Consider the following 20,289-nt stretch of genomic DNA (forward strand, 5'->3'; position numbering starts at 1 on the left):
CAATTAGACAAAAGGACATTCGATCCTGAAAGAATTGCAATTTCGAGACAGTGACGCTATAGAGGCGCTCAATTCCCGGAAATCAGTGGTAGACTCCACGGCCCGCGACACCGGCGCGGACGGACGAAAGGACTATATCCATGGCTCAGCAACTGCTTATGCCCAAGGCAACTGCCGTCTGGCTCGTTGACAACACAGCGCTGTCATTCGACCAGATCGCGCAGTTCTGCAAGCTGCACCCGCTCGAAGTGAAGGCAATCGCCGACGGTGAATCGGCGCAGGGCATCAAGGGCCTCGATCCGATAGCCACCGGCCAGCTTTCTCGCGACGAGATCGCGCGCGCCGAAGCCAACCCGAACCACAAGCTCAAGCTCTCCGAACCCAAGGTTCGCGTTCCGGACTCCAAGCGGAAGGGCCCGCGCTACACGCCGGTCTCCAAGCGCCAGGATCGTCCGAACGCCATCCTCTGGCTGGTACGCAACCATCCCGAGCTGAAGGACGCGCAGATTTCGCGGCTGGTCGGCACGACGAAGACGACGATCGAGCAGATTCGCGAACGCACCCATTGGAACTCGGCCAACCTGACACCGATGGATCCGGTGACGCTCGGCCTTTGCTCGCAGATCGACCTCGATCTGGAAGTCGAACGCGCCGCCAAGGGCCGCCCGCTGCCGACCGCAGCCGAGGCAGGCGCCACTCTGGAGGCAGCGCAGGAGACCGAGAAGCTCGGCTACAACTTCGAGCGCGAGGAAGAAAAGGAAATCGATGCCGATGCCGTCTTCGCCAAGCTGAAGTCGCTGAAGTCGGATCGCAAGGACGACGAAGACGACGACTATTGATCATCTGTCGACGTACAGCGCCGCGCCTTAGACGCGCGAAGGACTCTGTAGCACTTTGATTTGCTGCATGTTTTGTCCTTAAATCGGATACGATTTAAGGAAACATGCAGTAGGACACAGGCAAAACCTGGATCTCGCGATCCGGGTTTTTTGTTGCGCCTTTCAGTAGGCCGAGCCCGACGGATCGCTGAGATTGTGGCGCTCGGTTCCCCTGAGCGGCGGATTGAAGATGCTGATGAGGATCAGGTCCTCGTCGCGGCCACCGCGCAAGTAGTGCTTGTCGTGTTGGTCGAGCACATAGATGTCTCCTTCGCGGATCGGGAAGACATTACCCTGCATGTCCTCGACCTCGCCTTCCCCGGCAATGCAATAGCAGGCTTCGAGATGATTGCGGTATTCGAGCAGCGAAACCGTATTGGCGCGCACCACTGTGTGGCAGACGGTGAATCCCATGCCGTCCTTTACCGTCAGCAGCCGATGGCTCGTGCCGCTTCCCCATTCGACGAAATAGTCTGTCGCTTCGACATCCTTCAGGCTGCGCACGAACATGCGGCTCTCCCATTGTTAGAAAATTTGACAAAACCGGCGATACGAATTCAGATAGGATCGCGATAACCTCCTTATTTGCCGAATTCGTACTCTGCACAAATGACGATTCCTCACCGGATCGTTGAGGAGAATTTACATATGATGCCACCGCTTGGAGCGCTCAAGGTTTTCGAAGCGGCAGCGCGCCTGGCGAGCTTTTCGCGCGCAGCCGACGAGCTGCATGTGACGCATGCCGCTGTCAGCCACCAGATCAGGCTTTTGGAGGAATGGTTCGGGCGACCGCTGTTCCTGCGGGAAAAACGCGGTGTCCGTCTGGCGCCGGAAGCCGAAAGGCTGGCCGAAATACTGTCGGCCACTTTCGAACGCGTTTCGGCCGAAGCCGAAGCGTTGAAACAGAGAACGAAATCGGAGATCACCGTCGCGTGCATTCCCTCGATCGCAACACGCTGATTGATTCCAGCGCTCGGCGATTTCCTTGCCGCCAACACCGACATCACCGTGAAGGTCGTTTACGCCATGGCCGCACAGCGCCTGCGCGAGACGGGTTGCGATGTGCTGATCACGCTCGGCGCCGACACTTCGGATGGTGTCGGCTGCGAGCGGCTCTTCTCGCGCGTCAATCGGCCGGTCGCCAGCCCGCGCTACCTCGAGCGCAGGGGCCGCATCGGCACGCCCGATGAGATCGCCGCAGCGGACCTGCTCCACGACGAGACAACGAGACATTGGCAGCATTGGCTTACCAAGGCCGGCCTATCACACCAGCCGCTTAGCGGACCGATCTTCCAGGACTTCAATCTGTTGGCAACAGCCGCCATCGCCGGTCACGGCGTGGCGCTTTGTCCGGTCGAAGTCTGCCGGCGGGAAATCGAGAACGGCGACCTGATCGTGCTCTCCGACATCGCCGTCCTAGAAGACGAGAGCTATTTTCTCATCAGCAAGGTCTCGCGGCAAAAGGCGGCTTCCGCCTTCTGCGCGTGGTTCAAGGCGGTGGTCAACCCGGTGGCGGGCTGACTCACTCGCAGACGCACAGAGGCGCTGCAGCACGGCTCAAAGGCCGATGCCCTTGGCATGAAGCGCCGCCGTGATCTCGTCGAGGATCGCCGGGTCATCGATCGTCGCCGGCATCTTCCACGGCTGGCGGTCAGCGATCTTCTGGATCGTTGCCCTGAGGATCTTGCCGGATCGCGTCTTCGGCAATCGCTTGACGCAGATCGCCGTCCTGAAGGCGGCGACCGGCCCGATACGCTCCCGCACGAGACCAATGACTTCCTTTTCGATTTCCGACGTTTCACGGGAAACATTGGAATTGATCACCAGGAAACCGGCCGGGATCTGCCCCTTCAGCGGATCGGCAATGCCGATCACCGCGCATTCCGCCACGTCCGGATGGCTGGCGCAGACCTCTTCCATCGCGCCGGTCGACAGACGGTGGCCGGCGACGTTGATGATATCGTCGGTGCGGGCCATGATGAAGATGTAGCCGTCCTCGTCGACATAGCCGGCGTCCGCGGTCTTGTAGTAGCCGGGATATTCGTTGAGGTAGGCCGCATGGAAGCGATCGTCGGCGTTCCAGAGAGTCGGCAGGCAACCGGGCGGAAGCGGCAGCTTGACCACCACGTTGCCCAGAGTGCCAGCCCCCACCGGATGCCCGGCATCGTCGAGGACCTGCACGTCATAACCGGGCAGGGGAACGGCCGGAGAGCCGTATTTCACAGGCAGCAGCCCAAGACCTAGCGGATTTCCGGCGACCGGCCATCCCGTTTCCGTTTGCCACCAATGGTCGATGACCGGAACGCCCAGCGCCCGCTCGGCCCACTGGATCGTGTCCGGGTCCGCCCGTTCGCCGGCAAGGTAAAGTGCGCGGAAGCGTGAAAGGTCGTAGCGGACCACGTGGGCGGCCTCGGGATCCTCCTTGCGGATTGCGCGCAATGCCGTCGGCGCGGTGAACATGACCGCGACGCCATGCTCGGCGATGATGCGCCAATAGGTTCCGGGATCCGGCGTGCCGACCGGCTTGCCCTCGAAGAGAATAGAGGTGTTGCCGTTGAGGAGTGGCCCATAGACGATATAGGAGTGTCCGACCACCCAACCGATGTCGGAAGCCGCCCAGAAGACTTCGCCCGGCCGAACGCCGAAAAAATTCTCCATCGACCATTTCAGCGCGACCATGTGGCCGCCATTGTCGCGCACGACGCCTTTCGGCTGCCCCGTGGTTCCGGAGGTATAGAGAACGTAAAGCGGATCGGTCGATGCGACGGGGGCGCATGGCTCCGTTTCGCCGGCCTCCTTGGCCGCCGCGAGCGCCTCGGTGAAATCGATGTCGCGTCCGGCAACCATGCCGGCGGCCAGCATGTCGCGCTGAAAGATCAGGCAATGGGCCGGCTTGTTTGCTGCAATTTCGATTGCCGCATCGAGAAGCGGCTTGTAGGCGACCGTGCGGCCAGGCTCGATACCGCAACTTGCCGAGACGACGAGCTTCGCCTGGCAATCGTCGATGCGCACCGCAAGCTCGTTGGCGGCAAAACCGCCGAAGACGACCGAATGCACCGCGCCGATCCGCGCGGCGGCGAGCATTGCCACCGCCGCCTGCGGGATCATCGGCATATAGATGATGATCCTGTCGCCCTTGCCGACCCCAAGATTGCGGTAGACCGAAGCCATCGCCGTCACGTCGGTCAACAGTTCCGCATAGGAGATCTTTTCGATCCGGCCCGTGACGGGGCTGTCGTAGATGAAGGCGGGCTGTACCCCGCGACCCGCTTCCACATGGCGGTCGAGACAATTATAGCAGGTGTTCGTCACGCCGTCGGGAAACCAGTGTCCATAGGTTCCGCGCTCGGACTCGAAAACGCGCTCGGGCGGCTGGAACCAGTCGACCGCTCCGGCGGCATCGGCCCAAAATCCATGTGGATCCGATTTCCACGCGGCATACACTTCGGAATAGCGGCTCGCCATATCCGTTCTCCTCCACTTACCTCCCGGACTTGAAGTCCGGCTCCTCACGATCGAGGATAGGCGAATGAAGTCGAAGGCTGAACCCCGACGAAAGCGTAATGTCCGGAATGGGATGAAGAAATAAGACTGCGGGCGATTTCTCGCTCGCATCCCGCGCTCAGCGCGAACCGAAAATCGCCGAACCTATCCGCACGCTGGTGGCGCCGAAAGCGATCGCCGTTTCAAAATCGCCGGACATGCCCATCGAGAGCTTGTCGAGGCCGCACATCGCCGCGAGTTTCGCAAGCAGGGCGAAATGCGGACCGGGATTCTCGTCGACCGGAGGAATGCACATCAGCCCTTCGATGTTCATCGCGAGGTCCCCGCGACACAGATTAACGAAGGCAACAGCTTCTTCCGGCGCGATGCCTGCCTTTTGCGGTTCGAGACCGGTGTTGACCTGGACGTAGAGCCGAAGGTTGCGACCCTGCCGGCTCATCTCGGCGGAAACGGCCCGGGCAATCTTCTCGCGATCGATCGTCTCGATGACATCGAAGAGAGCGACGGCGTCCGCGGCCTTGTTCGATTGCAGCGGACCGATCAGATGCAGTTCGATATCAGCCGTCTCGAGGCGGAGCGCCGGCCATTTGCCTTGCGCCTCCTGGACGCGATTTTCGCCGAAGACGCGTTGGCCGGCGGCGATGACAGGGTGTATCGCATCGGCACCGAAGGTCTTCGACACGGCGACCAGCGTGACGGCCTGTTCGGGCCGGTTTGCCGTTCTTTCGCTGATGCGAATCCGGCTCACGACTTCGTTCAACCGTTCCTGCACTTCCATCCTTGTGCTCCCATGCCCGAAGACCACGACGAACCCTTTCCTGCGGCTTATTGAAACTTGCGATACTTGCCAAGGCCTACTGCATGTTTCCTCAAAACCGTACTCGATTGAGGACAAAAATATGCAGCAACTGAAAGTGCCACAGCATCATTTGCGCCTGATGAGACGGGCGACGCTGTAGCGGCGGATCGCCTGCGGAAATACGCCAAAGTGCGCGGCCAAGCCCTTCAAAACTTGACGCTCAGGCGGTTTCGTGGTGAAGGTCACGCCAGCTATCATGAGGGTGCCTGGAGCGCCCCCCAGAATTTCCGGAACATCGAAAAGACATGGCGACCGAACGATATAATCCGCGTGATGCCGAACCGCGCTGGCAGCAGGAATGGGAAGCAGGCAAGGTCTTCGAGACCAGCAATGACGACCCGCGCGAAAAATACTACGTGCTCGAGATGTTCCCCTATCCCTCGGGCCGCATCCACATGGGGCACGTGCGCAACTATACCTTGGGTGACGTCGTTGCCCGCTACAAGCGAGCCCGCGGCTTCAACGTGCTGCACCCGATGGGCTGGGATGCCTTCGGGATGCCGGCGGAAAACGCCGCGATGGAGCGCGGCGTGCATCCGGCGAGTTGGACCTATCAGAACATCGCCGCGATGAAGGCGCAGTTGAAGGTCATGGGCCTGTCGCTCGACTGGAACCGCGAATTCGCCACCTGCGACCCGGCCTATTACCAGCGCCAGCAGCATCTCTTCCTCGATTTCCTCGAGAAGGGCCTCGTGTACCGCAAGCAGTCGAAGGTCAACTGGGACCCGGTCGACAATACGGTGCTCGCCAACGAGCAGGTCATCGACGGACGCGGCTGGCGTTCCGGCGCGCTGGTGGAGCAGCGCGAGCTGACGCAATGGTTCTTCCGCATCACCGACTTCAGCCAGGAACTGCTCGACGCACTGGATACGCTCGACCAGTGGCCGGAAAAGGTCCGGCTGATGCAGAAGAACTGGATCGGCCGCTCTGAAGGCCTGCTGGTGCGGTGGGAGCTCGATCCAGCGACTGTTCCCGCGAGCGCGACGGAACTGGCCGTCTATACCACGCGTCCAGACACGCTTTTCGGCGCCTCGTTCCTGGCAATTTCCGCAGACCATCCGCTCGCCAGCGAAGCCGCGGCCAACAATGCAGAGATCGATGCCTTCTGCGAAGAATGCCGGCGCGCGGGCACGTCGCTCGCCGCCCTCGAAACGGCAGAAAAAAAGGGCATCGATACCGGCATTCGCGCCAAGCATCCGCTCGATCCGAGCTGGGAGCTGCCGGTCTACGTCGCGAATTTCGTGCTGATGGACTACGGTACCGGCGCCATCTTCGGCTGCCCCTCCGGCGACCAGCGCGACCTGGATTTCGCCCGCAAGTACGGGCTGCCGGTCGTGCCCGTTGTGATGCCGAGGGATGCCGATGCCGCAACCTTCAAGATCGAGAACGAAGCCTATGTCGGCGACGGCGTGATGATCAATTCGCGCTTCCTTGACGGCCTTTCGACGGGCGAAGCCTTCGAGACGGTTGCCTCGAAGCTCGAGAAGGAGACACTGAACGGCACGCCCCGCGCCGAACGCAAGGTCAATTTCCGCCTGCGCGACTGGGGTATTTCCCGGCAGCGCTATTGGGGCTGCCCGATTCCGGTGATCCATTGCGACGACTGCGGCGTGGTGCCGGTGCCGAAAGCGGATCTGCCGGTCACGCTGCCGCCGGACGTCACCTTCGACAAACCCGGCAACCCGCTCGATCGCCATCCTACCTGGCGGCATGTCGCCTGCCCGCAATGCGGCAAGGAGGCCCGGCGTGAAACCGACACGATGGACACCTTCGTCGATTCCTCTTGGTACTTCACGCGCTTTACAGCGCCTTGGGAGAACGATCCGACCGATCCGAAGGTCGCCAACCGCTGGCTTCCGGTCGACCAGTATATCGGCGGTATCGAGCATGCGATTCTGCACCTCCTCTATTCGCGCTTCTTCACCCGCGCCATGAAGGCAACGGGGCACGTGGCGCTGGACGAACCATTCAAGGGCCTCTTCACCCAGGGCATGGTGGTGCACGAGACCTATAGCCGCGGCGAGGGTGCTCAGCGCGAATGGATCACGCCGGCCGAGGTCCGCATCGAGGAAATCGACGGTGAGCGGCGCGCGCTTCTGATCGAAACCGGCGAGGAAATCGCTATCGGCTCGATCGAGAAGATGTCGAAGTCGAAGAAGAACGTCGTCGATCCTGACGATATCATCGCCTCCTATGGCGCCGACACCGCACGCTTCTTCGTTCTCTCCGATTCGCCGCCGGACCGTGACGTGATCTGGTCCGAGGCGGGCGTCGAAGGCGCTCATCGTTTCGTTCAGCGCGTCTGGCGCCTGATCGCCGAGGCGGCGGAAAACCTGCGCAACAGCGAAGCTTCGCCGGCAAAGGAAGGCGAGGGTCTTGCTATCTCTCATACTGCGCACCGGACGCTGCGCGCCGTCGAAGCGGACTACGACAAGCTCGCCTTCAACAAGGCCGTCGCGCGGATCTACGAGCTGGTCAATGTCCTGGCCGCTTCGCTGGTCCAGGTGGCCAACGGCAAGGCGGACCAGGCGGTCACCGCGGCGGTCAAGGATGCGGTTGCGATCCTGATCAATCTGATCGCGCCGATGATGCCGCACCTTGCGGAAGAGTGCTGGCGGGAAATCGGTGGCGATGGCTTGATTGCAGAGCGAGGCTGGCCGAGCTTCGATCCGGCACTGGTGGTGGAAAACGAAATCACCCTGCCGGTCCAGATCAACGGCAAGAAGCGCGCCGATTTGACAATCGCGCGCGACGCAGATCAGAGTGCGATCGAAAGCGCCGTGCTTGCTCTCGACGCCGTCAAGGCGGCGCTCAACGGCAGCAACCCGAAAAAGATCATCGTCGTGCCGCAAAGGATCGTCAATGTCGTTGTCTGATAGAGCCGGTTCCCGCCGCCGGTCCTTCTCCGTCTTCGCCGGTGCCATGCTTCTGACGGCTCTTGCCGGCTGCCAGGTCCGGCCGCTTTATTCCGACGGCCCCACCGGTTCGACATCGGCGGCACTCGCCTCGATCGAGATCTCGGAGGCCGACGACCGCGTCGAGCAGGAGGTGCGCAACGCCCTCGTCTTCCTCGCCTCGCGCGGCGCTGGCGAGCCGGTCAACCCGCAGTACCATCTCGCACTCAACGTCTCGCACCGGACCATGGGTGTGCTGTTTGACACGACGGATAATGACGATGACGACGACGACGCGGGAGCCGGCCGCATTGTCGTGAAGGCGGACTACAACCTGACCAGAACCGCCACCGGCGAAACCGTGAGGGCGGGCAACCGAACGGCCGTCGCGCTGGTCGACTTCCCCCAACAGGAATTCGCCAAGGTTCGCGCCGTTCGCGACGGCGAGAATCGTGCGGCGAAGGAACTGGCGGAGATCATCGGCGCCGATATCGCAGCGGCCCTCGGCCGCTGATCCGGGTCCGATGAGCGAGATAAAGTCGCACGAGTTCGACGGCTTCCTGCAGAGGGCGGCTGGAAGCTACCGGCTTTTCCTGCTCTACGGTCCGGATCGCGGTCTCGTTTCCGAACGCGCCGGACTGCTTGCCGCTAAATTCGGCATTCCGCTCGATGACCCATTTGCCGTCGTCAAGCTCGACGCCAGCGATCTGCAGCAGGATCCCGGACGATTGCTCGATGAAGTCAACGCCATTGGCCTTTTCGGCGGCGAGAAACTCGTCTGGATCCGCGGCGCATCGGCCGAGAAGGCACTTTCCGAAGCCCTGCAGATCCTTGCGACTGATCCGCCCACGGGCAGCTATCTGATCATCGAGGCTGGGGATCTCAAAAAGGGGGCTGCCCTTCGGAAGGCGGGCGAATCGGCCCGTTCCATTGCGTCCATCGCCTGCTATAGCGACGATGCCCGTAGCCTGCACGCACTCATCGACCATGAGCTCGCCGAGACCGGACTTCGAATCAGCCCCGCCGCGCGCGAGCGCCTGCTGGAAGTGCTTGGCGGAGATCGCCTCGCTTCGCGCAACGAAGTTCGAAAACTCGCGCTCTACTGCCGCGGCAAGGAGATGGTGGACGAGGACGATGTGCTCGACATCGTCGGCGATGCCAGCGCGATTTCGGTCGATGATGCGGTCGATGCCGTTCTAAAGGGCGACGTCGACGCACTGCTCCATGCCATGAAGAAGATCACGACGTCGAAGACGCCGCCCTTCCTCGTGCTGCAGGCCTGCTTGAGGCAGTTCCAGCAGCTGGACGCGATGCGGGCTGAGATGGATGCCAGCCGCCAATCATCGAGCCAGGTGATCGCAAGCCTTGGGCGTAACCTGCATTTCCGCCGCAAGCCGATTGTCGAATCAGCGCTCCGTCACTGGACTGGACCGGCGATCCGACGTGAAATGACCCGGCTACAGGCGACGGTATACCAAAGCCGCGCTCGCCAGAGCCTGGAGGACAGTCTCGTTCTGCAGAACCTTCTAGCGATAACCGTGCAATCGGCGAAGCGCTGACTGCAGAGCGCGGGCGGCGCCGACTCAGCGAGGCTGTCCTATGGGCAGGAGATGTGCAACGCAGTTGCTATGTGCCGTATGGATGCCGACGATTTTGGACGGACACACCGCGTCGCCGTCTTCAGGTTTGACCCGAGGATCCCGTCGCGCGCCGCCAGAAGCTGAATCGACAGGCGTCATGGATGCTGTCCGCAGCCGGGCCGGCAGTGTCGGGATCCTCGGGCAAGCCCAAGGATGACAGTCGGGGAGAGTCGAGCTACGCTCAGCGGCGCTCCAGCAGCCGGCAAATCTCTTCGAGCTGGTCGAGCGTCTTGTAGGCGATACGCAGGTGCCCGCCGGAAGCCTTGTGGCTGACGGTAACTTCGAGCCCGAGGCTGTCCGACAGTGTGCGCTCCAGCGCCAGCGTGTCGGCATCCTTCTCCTCGCGGCGCGGTGCTTTGGCGAAGTTCGGATCGTTCTGCGCCCGGATATCGTTCTGCGCAAGGCGCTCCGCCTCGCGCACGGAGAGCCCCTTCGCAACGATGTTGCGCGCCAAGGCCACCGGGTCCGACGTCGGAATCAGAGCGCGCGCATGGCCGGCCGACAGGCTGCCGTCGGAGAGCATGTCACGCACGGGCTCCGGCAGCTTCAGCAAACGGAGGCTATTGGCGACGTGACTGCGGCTCTTGCCGATGATGTCACCGAGATCGTTTTGCGTATATCCATGTTCGGCAATCAGTTGCTCGTAGCCCAAGGCTTCTTCGAGCGGATTGAGGTCGGATCGCTGGACGTTCTCGACGATCGCAATTTCCAACGCGGTGCGATCATCCACATCCCGAACGATCACCGGGATCTCGGTAAAGCCCGCAAGCTGGGCCGCCCGCCAACGGCGTTCGCCGGCAATGATCTCGTAGCGGTCATGACCGACGGTGCGGACGACGACAGGCTGCACGATCCCGTGCTGTCGGATCGAACTCGCTAGATCCTGCAGTTCGGCCTCGTCAAACTGGCGACGGGGGTTACGGGGATTGCGCGACACAAACTCGATCGGCACGCGGCGGTCGGGATTGAGCGGCGCCTGCGGCGCGCCACTTTGCAACGGCTGATCCATCTCGCCGATCAATGCCGCAAGACCGCGGCCCAGACGCCTTTTCGAGCTGTCGTCGTTCATCTCTCATCCAATCCTATTACGATACCGAAACGATTATGCCGCCTTGCGTTGCCGCTCGCGCTGGATCACTTCGGACGCCAATTGCAGATATGCCTGGCTTCCGGCGCACTTCAGATCATAAAGGATGGCCGGTTTGCCATAGGAAGGCGCCTCTGAAACCCGGACATTTCGCGGAATCAAGGTGTGATAGACCTTGTCACCAAGATGGGTGCGAACATCGCTCACGACCTGCTGAGCGAGATTGTTGCGGGAATCGAACATCGTCAGCACGATGCCTTGAATGTCCAAGCTCGGATTCACCGTCCGACGCACCTGATCGACGGTCTCCAGCAATTGACTCAGCCCTTCCAGCGCAAAAAATTCGCACTGCAGCGGGACAAGCACGGAATGCGCTGCGGCCATCGCATTCATCGTCAGCAGATTGAAGGAGGGAGGGCAATCGACCAGAACGTAGGAATAAGCGAGGGCCTCGCTCCCCGCCAGTGCCTTACGAAGCCGAAAGACACGGTCGGGCTCTCGTGCGATCTCCATTTCGAGACCAAGTAGATCCATGGTCGAAGGCACGATCGACAGGTTCGGCACCGCCGTGCTTTGGGCGATATCGCCGACCGAATGCGTTCCTATCATCAATTCATAGGACGACAGGTGACGGTCGCGGCGCTGGATCCCGAGACCCGTGCTGGCATTCCCCTGCGGATCGAGATCGACAATCAGGACTTTCTCGCCAATTGCGGCCAAAGCGGTCGCAAGATTAATGGCGGTCGTCGTTTTTCCGACTCCGCCTTTCTGGTTGGCAATTGTGATAATCCGATTTCTAGGGCCAAACATGTTTCGCTCGCCTATCACTTCGTCCGACGTGAAAGATTTGCAATCTCGAGCACGACCGAATCTGGCTCGACGACACTCGCATGTTTTACCAGATCGAATTGAAACCGGCTAACGGCTTTGTCGATTTCCTGCTGGTAATCCCGCCCTTTATGGAAAAATGCCACCGCATTGGCGCCTTCACCGAGCATCCAGGGTGCACAATAATCCAGCAAATGGCTCAAATCCGCGAGTGCGCGCGCCGAAATAGCATCGCAATAGGGTATGATTGCACTCGCATTCTCGATTCGAACCGGATGCACGGAGCCGCGCGCGCCAGTTTCATTCAGAGCCACGCGCAGAAATGCGCATTTCTTGTTGTTGCTTTCCACCAGGTGAACCCAGCCGTCGCCGAGTTCCGACAGACAGATTGCCGTTATCACACCCGGAAAACCACCGCCGCTGCCGAGGTCGACCCAAGTCTTCGGGGTGGGGGACAGTCGGAAGATCTGCAGGCTATCGATGATATGGCGCCGCCACAGATCCTCCAGCGTCGACGGCGCGACGAGGTTGATGGACTTCGCCCATTTTCGAAACAAGGCGCCAAAGTGTTCCAGCTTCTCGACCGTTTCACGTGAAACACGCAATCCGTTCAAGCTTTCGGCCAGACTCGTTTTCATTGTACGCCTTGCCTCTCTACACGCAGTACCTCTCGATCCTGACGCTTCAACCAAGTGAGAATCAGTGACACGGCGGCCGGCGTCATACCGTCGATCTTCATGGCCTGCGCCAGGTTGCGGGGCTTCTTTTGCGTCAGCTTCTGCTTCAGCTCGTTCGACAATCCGGGCAGCAGACTATAGTCGAAATCCTCCGGGATGCTGGTGCTTTCTTCCCGGCGAATGCCGGCAATGTCGGCAGCCTGCCTTTCCATATAGACAGCATAGGCAGCGTCGATTTCCAGCGCTTCGACCACGCGCCGGTCGATCGCGTCGAGTTCCGGCCAGAGAGGCTTCAACCCACAAATCGATTGCTCCGGGTAGGACAGGATTTCAAATGCCGATCGCCGTTGACCATCCTGGTTGAGTTTCAAGCCAAATCGCTTGCCTTCCGTCGGCGTCACAGAGAGGGACTGCAAGAGTGTGCGCCCGTTTTCGTAGGCGCCTTTCCACTCCGCGAAACGCTGCTGACGCGCCTCACTCACCAGTCCGAGACCTATGCCCACCGGGGTCAGCCGCATGTCGGCGTTGTCAGCCCGGAGCGATAGCCGGTATTCGGCGCGCGACGTGAACATCCGGTAGGGCTCGGCGATACCCCGCGACGTGAGATCATCGATCATCACGCCGATATAGGAGTCTGTGCGGCTGAAGTGGAACGGCGGGCGTCCCATCGCGGCGAGGGCGGCATTCAACCCGGCGACCAACCCTTGAGCGCCCGCTTCTTCGTACCCGGTTGTTCCGTTGATCTGACCCGCAAGGAACAGACCGGGTGCCTTCCGGACTGCCAGCGACAGTTGCAGCTCCCGCGGGTCGACGTGATCGTACTCGATCGCGTAACCAGGCTGCAGGATTGTCACGTTCTCCAGTCCCGGAATCGTCCGGATAAAGGCATCCTGAACGTCCTCGGGCAGCGAGGTCGAAATTCCGTTGGGATAAACTGTATCGTCATCGAGTCCCTCCGGCTCCAGGAAGATCTGATGGCCGTCCCGCTCGCCGAAGCGAACGATCTTGTCCTCGATCGACGGGCAGTAGCGCGGACCGACACCCTCAATCTGACCCGAATACATCGCAGACCTATGGATGTTGTCAGCGATGAGCTTGTGCGTGGCGTCGGTCGTGCGCGTCACGCCGCAATCGATCTGCCGGTTAGCGATCTTATCCGTCAGGAACGAGAAGGGCACCGGATCCTCGTCCGGCCCTTGGCGACCGACTCGGTCCCAATCAATCGTCTGGCCGTGGAGGCGAGCCGGCGTCCCGGTCTTCAGTCTTCCGAGATTAAGCCCAAAGCGAGCCAACGTCTCGGAAAGACCAAGCGACGGTTCTTCTCCGACACGCCCCGCCGGGATCTTGCGATCGCCGATATGGATCAAGCCTTTGAGGAAGGTGCCCGTGGTCAGCACGACAGCCGCCGCGCGAAAGGTTCGACCGTCCTTCATCACGACGCCGGAAACGACTCCATTCTCGGTCAGCAGGTCGAAAGCGTCGCCCTCGATAACCGACAGATTCTGGACGGTACCGATCGCGCTCTGCATCGCCTCACGATAGAGCCTTCGATCCGCCTGCGTCCTCGGGCCTCGTACGGCAGGTCCCTTGCGGCGGTTAAGCAGCCGGAACTGTATGCCCGCAGCGTCGGCGACGCGCCCCATCAGCCCGTCGAGAGCGTCAATCTCCCTGACCAGATGCCCCTTGCCCAAGCCGCCGATGGCCGGATTGCAAGACATGACGCCGATCGTATCGCGCCTATGCGTAATGAGGGCCGTGCTGGCGCCGAGTCGCCCGGATGCAGAGGCGGCCTCGCAGCCGGCGTGTCCGCCGCCAATCACGATGACATCATAACTCGTCATTCCAATCTCCAGCTATAAAGCCTGATTCTGAATTTCAATCTATCGAGTCAAGTGGTTTCACGTGAAACGCTGTGAATGACTCGCTGACGCGGTATCTGGCCCGGTCTACCTATTTTCCGATGCAGAACTCTGAAAAGATCACATCGAGCAAGTTCTCCACGTCGACGCGGCCCGTGATCCGGCCGAGCGCATCGCCGGCAATGCGAAGTTGCTCCGCCTGGATGTCGAGTCCCAGGGCCGCCACCGACAAACCGCGCTCCAAAGCCGCACTCGCCTGACGAAGACAATCGACATGACGCTTTCGCGATGGCATCGACAATGACGTCTTGCCCGCCAGATCCGGGAGGTAGGTCCCCAACAGCTCGAGCAGGTCGGCGATGCCGGCCCCGGTCTTGGTCGACAGGAATACATCCGCATCGCTCGGCAGCCACGAAACATCGCCTCGATCGATCTTCGTCAAGACCCTTACGACCGGGACATTACCCGGAACGGCTTCACTAACCGCAAAACGAGCCGGATTATCCGATAACAGAAGCACGAGATCGGCCCTTGCGATAGTTTCGCGCGCGCGCCGAATTCCTTCTCGCTCGACGAGTTCTTCCGTCTCCCGCAACCCTGCCGTGTCGAACAGCTTAACGGAGAATCCGGCTAAGGAAAGGTCGACCGAGATAATGTCACGAGTGGTTCCGGCAATTTCCGTGACGATGGCGATGTCGCGCTTGGCCAATGCATTCAACAGACTCGACTTCCCGGCATTCGGCTCACCGGCAATGACGATCTTGAGACCATCGCGAATTATCTCCGCCAAGCCTGCCTGGCCGATATGCGCGTCGATCTCACCACGAAGCTTCTCGACGTCCTTCCAGATCGATACGCTGACCGAACCGGGGACGTCCTCCTCATCGGCGAAATCAAGCTCGGCTTCGATCATTGCCCGCGCATGCGTCAGCCGCCGCGCCCAACCCTCGTAGAGCGAAGACTGACCGCCGCCCGAATGTTCGAGCGCCAACCGCCGCTGCATCTCGGTCTCGGCCGCGATCAGATCGGCAAGGCCCTCGACCTCCACCAAATCCATCTTGCCGTTCTGAAACGCACGTCGTGAAAACTCGCCCGCCTCGGCATGGCGCAGGCTGTCAATTCCCGCGAGCTCATCCAGTATCGCGTGAACGACGGCACGCCCGCCGTGAACCTGCAACTCGCAGCAATCCTCGCCGGTAAAGGAAGCAGGCCCCGGAAAGTAAAGCACCAGCCCGCTGTCCAGCGGATCACCGTTTCGAGTCCGAATCGTTCTCAAGCTGGCGGAGCGAGCTCGCGGCAAGGACCCGCAAAGCTGCGCAACTGCATCGGCCGTTGCCGGTCCGCTGATACGGATAACCGCAACGCCCGCCGGCAAGGTGCCGCTCGAAAGTGCGTATATTGTATCCGTAAACTGCATAGCGGCTACCGGGCATCCCAAGCGCACTGCATAGTGCCGCGAGCTCGGTTCGATTTCTGTCGTTGAGGGTTAGAGCGGCTGCTTCGTTGAACGGCATCGTCTTCGTTCTGCCAAGCAACTCTCGCCATTTCTGCACAGGATGCAGAGCGCCGCGACTTATGCACCTCGCGGCGCCGGAAATCAAGTATCTCACAACGGCGCCACCATTCATGCGAAACGCGAGCCGCGTGTTTCACGTGAATCATCGTGGCGAACGGGCACGCGCGCAACATGTGTTCACGCCGAATCCGGCCAAGGAAACTCCACGGAATACCGCAAATGAAAATGGCCGAGACGCGACGCGCCTTGGCCATTTGAAATCCGAGAAACTCGAAAAGTTATCAGGTATTCATCGATTCGAAGAAATCGCCGTTCGTCTTCGTCTGCTTCAGCTTGTCGATCAGGAACTCGATTGCATCGGTGGTGCCCATCGGAGCAAGGATGCGGCGAAGAACGAAGATCTTCTGGAGATCCTGCCGCGGCACCAGGAGATCCTCCTTGCGCGTCCCGGACTTCAGAATGTCCATCGCGGGGAAGATGCGCTTATCGGCTACCTTGCGATCAAGAACGATTTCCGAGTTACCGGTGCCCTTGAATTCTTCGAAGATCACTTCGTCCATGCGGCTGCCGGTATCGATCAGCGCCGTCGCGATGATCGTCAGCGAGCCGCCTTCCTCGATGTTGCGCGCCGCGCCGAAGAAACGCTTCGGGCGCTGGAGCGCATTGGCATCGACGCCGCCGGTCAGGACCTTACCGGATGACGGCACAACGGTGTTGTAGGCGCGGCCGAGGCGCGTGATCGAGTCGAGCAGAATAACGACGTCCCTGCCGTGCTCGACGAGGCGCTTCGCCTTCTCGATGACCATTTCGGCAACCTGCACGTGGCGCGTCGCCGGTTCATCGAAAGTCGAGGAGACCACTTCGCCCTTCACCGAACGCTGCATGTCGGTCACTTCTTCCGGCCGTTCGTCGATCAGGAGAACGATCAGATAGCACTCCGGATGGTTGGCGGTGATCGAGTGGGCAATGTTCTGCAGCAGCACCGTCTTACCGGTGCGTGGCGGTGCCACGATCAGCCCGCGCTGGCCCTTTCCAAGCGGCGCCACCAGATCGATGACGCGCGCGGAAAGATCCTTCGACGTCGGAACCTCGAGCTCCATCTTGAACCGCTCGTTCGGATAGAGCGGCGTCAGGTTGTCGAAATGCACCTTATGGCGGATCTTTTCCGGATCGTCGAAGTTGATCGTGTTAACCTTCAGCAGCGCGAAATAACGCTCGCCTTCCTTCGGACCACGAATCGGTCCTTCGACCGTATCGCCGGTCTTCAGGGAGAACCGGCGGATCTGCGAGGGCGAAATATAGATATCGTCCGGACCGGGAAGATAGTTTGCATTGGCGGAGCGGAGGAAGCCGAACCCGTCCTGCAGCACCTCAACAACGCCTTCACCGATGATCTCCGTGTCCTGCGTGGCGAGCATCTTGAGGATTGCGAACATCAACTCCTGCTTGCGCATCGTGCTGGCGTTCTCGACCTCGAGCTCTTCGGCAAAGGCCAGGAGATCGGTCGGCGTCTTGTTCTTAAGTTCTTGAAGCTTCATTTCAGCCATGAAGGGTCCACGTATCGTAGGGGGAATGGAGGTTGGCGTGATTTTGTAAGGGAGCTGCGAGAGGGAAGAGGCAGGCTCTAAACTTTGTCACAAGCCACGAGAAGAAGGAGATGAGGGAAAATAGCGATTCACGTGAAACGCCGCAAGGGGCTCGCGCAAATTAGCGACAACTATTGCAGCTAAAAATCGATTGAATTCAAAATGGTTTCACCACGACCATGATGACGATGAGAATCATCAGCAGTGTCGGTGCTTCGTTCATCAGCCGCCAGTAGCGAGCATCGCGGTGATTCTCGTCACGCTCGAAAGCTTTCACCGCGCGGCTGAAATGCATGTGCACGATCGTCAGCAGCACGACGAAAAACAGCTTGGCGTGCAGCCAGCCGCCCTGAAAGCCATAAACGCTCCAGGCAAGATAAAGGCCGAGTGCCCACGAGATCATCATCGCCGGGTTCATGATGACCTTCAGCAAGCGCTGCTCCATCATCTTGAACGTTTCGGACTGCGCCGATCCCGGCGCCGCGTCGGTGTGGTAGATGAAGAGGCGCGGCATGTAGAGAAGCGCTGCCATCCAGGATATGACCGCAATGACGTGCAGCGCCTTGATCCAAAGGTAGAGATCGTCCGGCTGCAGCACGAAGAGGCCGATCAGCAGCAGGGCAAGGGCGGAGAGGGCGATCCAGGCGCGCAGGCGCGCCCTGTTCCCCGGGCCGCTGTCGGTCTGGCGCTCCACCATCATCGTCTCCCGCGGACCCGCGAAACCAGCGCCGCGACGTGCTCCGGGTCCGCCTGCGGCGTAATCCCATGGCCCAGATTGAAGATCAGCGGCCCGTTTCCGAGCACATCGAGGATCCGGTCAATTCCGCTTTCCAAAGCGGCGCCGCCGGCGACGACCCGCATCGGATCCAGATTCCCTTGGACAGGGCCATCCTTCTGCAGCTCGGCCGCAAACGACAGGGGCACCGACCAGTCGAGCCCGATCGCGTCAGCGCGGGTCGACTGCCGATAATCCTTGAGCAAGAGCCCCGCGCCCTTTGCGAAGGCAATGACCTTGGCTGCCGGTCGCCTCGCGCGAACGGAAGCGATCATCCGCCGGACGGGCTCGACGGCAAAACGGGCGAATTCCTCCTCGCCCAGCACACCCGCCCAGGAATCGAAGATTTGCACCGCATCCGCACCCGCGTCGATCTGCTCCACCAGATAGTCCGCCGAAATGTCGGCCAGGAACGCCAGCAGATCGTCGAACGCTTTCGGGTAGCGATAGGCGAATTGACGGGCAGGAGCCTGATCCGGCGTCCCGTGCCCGGCGATCATATAGGTCGCTACGGTCCATGGTGCGCCACAGAAACCAAGCAGCGTCGTCTCCGCCGGCAACTCCCGACGCAGCCGCGAAACCGTCTCGAACACCGGCCGCAGGTGATCGGAGACGCCGGCCGCGCTCAGCCGCGCAATTCCGTCGGCGTCGATCGGATCCATCTTCGGCCCGTGACCTTCCTCGAAGCGCACATTCCGGTGAAGTGCATCCGGGATCACGAGGATATCGGAAAAGAGGATTGCAGCGTCGAAAGCATATCGCCGGATCGGCTGCAATGTCACTTCCACGGCCAGTTCGGGGGTGTAGCAGAGATCGAGGAAGCTTCCGGCCTTCGCCCGCGTCTCACGATATTCCGGGAGGTAACGTCCCGCCTGGCGCATGAGCCAGATCGGTGGAGGTGTGAGACATTTCCCGGCCAGCACTTCTAGGACCTTACGGCGTTTCACGCTCACCCGCGCCTTCTCCCAATCTAATAATCAAACTGAATCTAAAAGGTTTCTATTTCTTAGAGTCGGTGGCTATCAAGGATTAAAATCCATCCGCAATTCATCCAGTGGTCCCGTTAGAGCCGTGCGATGCCGGGAGAAAATCGGCAATTCTCCGCAACGGAGCGAGGAAAGAGCAGAAAACATCGAAAAGTCCGACGCTTACGTGCTTCGCGAATCTTGCGCTTTCTGTGGACAACCTGTCGAACCGCGTGACATTTTGTCGTCGCCATGAGTCTTGTCCACATGAGGCGCTCGACGTTCTCCGGAAGAGGCTGGGATGTGAATAAGTCGGCGCTTTTCCACTTGCCTGAACGGCTGCCGCGCCGTTAGCTGTTTTTGTCCCGGCCTATCAACAGCCCCCGGAGAATTGCGTGGAGAACCGAAAAAACTACTTCCACCTGCATCTCGTCTCCGATTCGACGGGCGAGACGCTGATTGCAGCTGGACGCGCGGCCGCGGCGCAATTCCAGTCGTCGCATGCGCTGGAGCACGTCTATCCGCTGATCCGGAACAGGAAGCAGCTGATGCAGGTGCTGGACGCGATCGATGGTGCGCCGGGCATTGTTCTTTACACGATCGTCGACCGCGAGCTTGCAGACATCATCGATCAGCGCTGCCGCGAGATCGGCGTGCCTTGTGTCTCGGTGCTGGACCCGATCATCGATCTGTTTCAGTCTTATCTCGGCTCGCCATCCCGGCGCCGCTCGGGAGCGCAGCACGTCATGGACGCCGAGTATTTCGCCCGGATCGAGGCGCTGAACTTCACCATGGACCATGACGATGGCCAGATGCCGGCGGATTTCGACGAGGCCGATGTCGTTCTTGTCGGCGTAAGTCGTACATCGAAGACGCCGACGAGCATCTATCTTGCCAATCGCGGCATCAAGACGGCGAACATCCCGATCGTGCCTGGCGTGCCGTTGCCGGACGGTCTGATCAACGCGACGAAACCGCTGGTGGTCGGCCTTATCGCGACCGCCGACAGGATCTCGCAGGTGCGCCAGCACCGCCTGCTCGGGACGACCCAGAGCTTCCATGGCGAACAGTATACCGACCGGGCCTCGATCGCCGAGGAGTTGAAATATGCCCGCTCGCTCTGTGCGCGCAACAATTGGCCAATGATCGACGTGACACGCCGGTCGATCGAGGAAACCGCCGCTGCGATCGTTGCCCTGCGCCCGCGGCTCAGATAGAGCG

The 20,289-nt window shown here is 60.6% G+C and carries 16 protein-coding genes and 1 pseudogene; 6 read left to right on the plus strand and 11 right to left on the minus strand.

The window, feature by feature from the left end:
• The first annotated feature begins 140 nt into the window (after positions 1 to 140).
• Positions 141 to 839: a DUF1013 domain-containing protein gene (locus QN219_RS13435; RefSeq protein ID WP_284000183.1), complete on the plus strand. Its 699-nt coding sequence runs from the start codon at positions 141 to 143 to the stop codon at positions 837 to 839.
• A gap of 162 nt (positions 840 to 1,001) precedes the next feature.
• Here QN219_RS13435 and QN219_RS13440 read toward each other — a convergent pair whose 3' ends face one another.
• Entirely contained in the window at positions 1,002 to 1,388 is a 387-nt protein-coding gene (locus tag QN219_RS13440; RefSeq protein ID WP_284000184.1) for an ectoine synthase, read from the minus strand.
• Between the two features lie 138 nt (positions 1,389 to 1,526).
• Here QN219_RS13440 and QN219_RS13445 point away from each other — a divergent pair.
• A pseudogene (locus QN219_RS13445) lies at positions 1,527 to 2,399 on the plus strand (LysR substrate-binding domain-containing protein).
• 36 nt (positions 2,400 to 2,435) lie between these two features.
• Here the strand turns inward: QN219_RS13445 and QN219_RS13450 are convergent.
• Both QN219_RS13450 and QN219_RS13455 read right to left on the minus strand, forming a co-directional pair.
• Positions 2,436 to 4,343: a propionyl-CoA synthetase gene (locus QN219_RS13450; protein ID WP_284000185.1), complete on the minus strand. Its 1,908-nt coding sequence runs from the start codon at positions 4,341 to 4,343 to the stop codon at positions 2,436 to 2,438.
• A 157-nt stretch (positions 4,344 to 4,500) separates the two neighbouring features.
• Positions 4,501 to 5,160 carry a YggS family pyridoxal phosphate-dependent enzyme gene (locus QN219_RS13455; RefSeq protein WP_284000186.1) on the minus strand — a complete coding sequence of 220 codons (660 nt, stop codon included), beginning with the start codon at positions 5,158 to 5,160 and terminating at the stop codon, positions 4,501 to 4,503.
• A 326-nt stretch (positions 5,161 to 5,486) separates the two neighbouring features.
• On the opposite strand from QN219_RS13455, the gene leuS reads away from it, so the two are divergent.
• From leuS to holA, 3 genes are read left to right on the plus strand one after another with little or no spacing between them, the layout of a single operon-like run.
• Positions 5,487 to 8,117 (plus strand): leucine--tRNA ligase, encoded by a 2,631-nt coding sequence (leuS, locus tag QN219_RS13460; protein WP_284000187.1) that lies wholly within the window; start codon positions 5,487 to 5,489, stop codon positions 8,115 to 8,117.
• Positions 8,104 to 8,649, plus strand: coding sequence for an LPS assembly lipoprotein LptE (locus tag QN219_RS13465; protein WP_284000188.1), 546 nt, complete (start codon positions 8,104 to 8,106; stop codon positions 8,647 to 8,649). Before leuS ends, QN219_RS13465 begins: the two co-directional genes overlap by 14 nt.
• A 10-nt stretch (positions 8,650 to 8,659) precedes the next feature.
• Positions 8,660 to 9,694 (plus strand): DNA polymerase III subunit delta, encoded by a 1,035-nt coding sequence (gene holA, locus QN219_RS13470; protein ID WP_284000189.1) that lies wholly within the window; start codon positions 8,660 to 8,662, stop codon positions 9,692 to 9,694.
• A gap of 262 nt (positions 9,695 to 9,956) precedes the next feature.
• On the opposite strand, the gene QN219_RS13475 is transcribed toward holA, so the two are convergent.
• From QN219_RS13475 to hemE, 8 genes are all read right to left on the minus strand, one after another.
• A complete protein-coding gene (locus tag QN219_RS13475) occupies positions 9,957 to 10,844 on the minus strand; it encodes a ParB/RepB/Spo0J family partition protein (RefSeq protein ID WP_284000190.1) in 888 nt (295 codons plus the stop codon).
• Between the two features lie 33 nt (positions 10,845 to 10,877).
• A complete protein-coding gene (locus tag QN219_RS13480; protein ID WP_284000192.1) occupies positions 10,878 to 11,672 on the minus strand; it encodes a ParA family protein in 795 nt (264 codons plus the stop codon).
• Between the two features lie 14 nt (positions 11,673 to 11,686).
• Positions 11,687 to 12,328, minus strand: coding sequence for a 16S rRNA (guanine(527)-N(7))-methyltransferase RsmG (gene rsmG / locus QN219_RS13485; protein ID WP_284000193.1), 642 nt, complete (start codon positions 12,326 to 12,328; stop codon positions 11,687 to 11,689).
• Complete coding sequence (gene mnmG / locus QN219_RS13490) at positions 12,325 to 14,208, minus strand: tRNA uridine-5-carboxymethylaminomethyl(34) synthesis enzyme MnmG (protein WP_284000195.1); 1,884 nt, start codon at positions 14,206 to 14,208, stop codon at positions 12,325 to 12,327. Before mnmG ends, rsmG begins: the two co-directional genes overlap by 4 nt.
• Positions 14,209 to 14,317: 109 nt before the next feature.
• A complete protein-coding gene (mnmE, locus tag QN219_RS13495; protein ID WP_284000196.1) occupies positions 14,318 to 15,643 on the minus strand; it encodes a tRNA uridine-5-carboxymethylaminomethyl(34) synthesis GTPase MnmE in 1,326 nt (441 codons plus the stop codon).
• A gap of 380 nt (positions 15,644 to 16,023) precedes the next feature.
• Complete coding sequence (gene rho / locus QN219_RS13500) at positions 16,024 to 17,289, minus strand: transcription termination factor Rho (RefSeq protein WP_284000197.1); 1,266 nt, start codon at positions 17,287 to 17,289, stop codon at positions 16,024 to 16,026.
• Positions 17,290 to 17,485: 196 nt separating this feature from the next.
• Positions 17,486 to 18,028, minus strand: a complete 543-nt coding sequence (gene hemJ / locus QN219_RS13505; RefSeq protein WP_284000199.1) for a protoporphyrinogen oxidase HemJ — start codon at positions 18,026 to 18,028, stop codon at positions 17,486 to 17,488.
• The gene (gene hemE / locus QN219_RS13510; RefSeq protein WP_284000201.1) at positions 18,025 to 19,056 is read right to left on the minus strand and encodes a uroporphyrinogen decarboxylase; all 1,032 of its coding nucleotides are present in this window, start codon (positions 19,054 to 19,056) and stop codon (positions 18,025 to 18,027) included. The genes hemJ and hemE overlap by 4 nt, the downstream gene beginning before the upstream one ends.
• A gap of 407 nt (positions 19,057 to 19,463) precedes the next feature.
• On the opposite strand from hemE, the gene QN219_RS13515 reads away from it, so the two are divergent.
• Positions 19,464 to 20,285: a pyruvate, water dikinase regulatory protein gene (locus tag QN219_RS13515; protein ID WP_284000202.1), complete on the plus strand. Its 822-nt coding sequence runs from the start codon at positions 19,464 to 19,466 to the stop codon at positions 20,283 to 20,285.
• Positions 20,286 to 20,289 lie beyond the last annotated feature (4 nt).

The organism is Sinorhizobium sp. 8-89 (genome assembly GCF_030124325.1).
Taxonomy (GTDB): domain Bacteria; phylum Pseudomonadota; class Alphaproteobacteria; order Rhizobiales; family Rhizobiaceae; genus Sinorhizobium.

Coding starts and splice junctions, on each gene's coding strand:
- QN219_RS13435 (WP_284000183.1), top strand. CDS start 141: ATGGCTCAGCAACTGCTTATGCCCAAGGCAACTGCCGTCTGGCTCGTT.
- QN219_RS13440 (WP_284000184.1), bottom strand. CDS start 1,388: ATGTTCGTGCGCAGCCTGAAGGATGTCGAAGCGACAGACTATTTCGTC.
- QN219_RS13450 (WP_284000185.1), bottom strand. CDS start 4,343: ATGGCGAGCCGCTATTCCGAAGTGTATGCCGCGTGGAAATCGGATCCA.
- QN219_RS13455 (WP_284000186.1), bottom strand. CDS start 5,160: ATGGAAGTGCAGGAACGGTTGAACGAAGTCGTGAGCCGGATTCGCATC.
- leuS (WP_284000187.1), top strand. CDS start 5,487: ATGGCGACCGAACGATATAATCCGCGTGATGCCGAACCGCGCTGGCAG.
- QN219_RS13465 (WP_284000188.1), top strand. CDS start 8,104: ATGTCGTTGTCTGATAGAGCCGGTTCCCGCCGCCGGTCCTTCTCCGTC.
- holA (WP_284000189.1), top strand. CDS start 8,660: ATGAGCGAGATAAAGTCGCACGAGTTCGACGGCTTCCTGCAGAGGGCG.
- QN219_RS13475 (WP_284000190.1), bottom strand. CDS start 10,844: ATGAACGACGACAGCTCGAAAAGGCGTCTGGGCCGCGGTCTTGCGGCA.
- QN219_RS13480 (WP_284000192.1), bottom strand. CDS start 11,672: ATGTTTGGCCCTAGAAATCGGATTATCACAATTGCCAACCAGAAAGGC.
- rsmG (WP_284000193.1), bottom strand. CDS start 12,328: ATGAAAACGAGTCTGGCCGAAAGCTTGAACGGATTGCGTGTTTCACGT.
- mnmG (WP_284000195.1), bottom strand. CDS start 14,208: ATGACGAGTTATGATGTCATCGTGATTGGCGGCGGACACGCCGGCTGC.
- mnmE (WP_284000196.1), bottom strand. CDS start 15,643: ATGCAGTTTACGGATACAATATACGCACTTTCGAGCGGCACCTTGCCG.
- rho (WP_284000197.1), bottom strand. CDS start 17,289: ATGGCTGAAATGAAGCTTCAAGAACTTAAGAACAAGACGCCGACCGAT.
- hemJ (WP_284000199.1), bottom strand. CDS start 18,028: ATGATGGTGGAGCGCCAGACCGACAGCGGCCCGGGGAACAGGGCGCGC.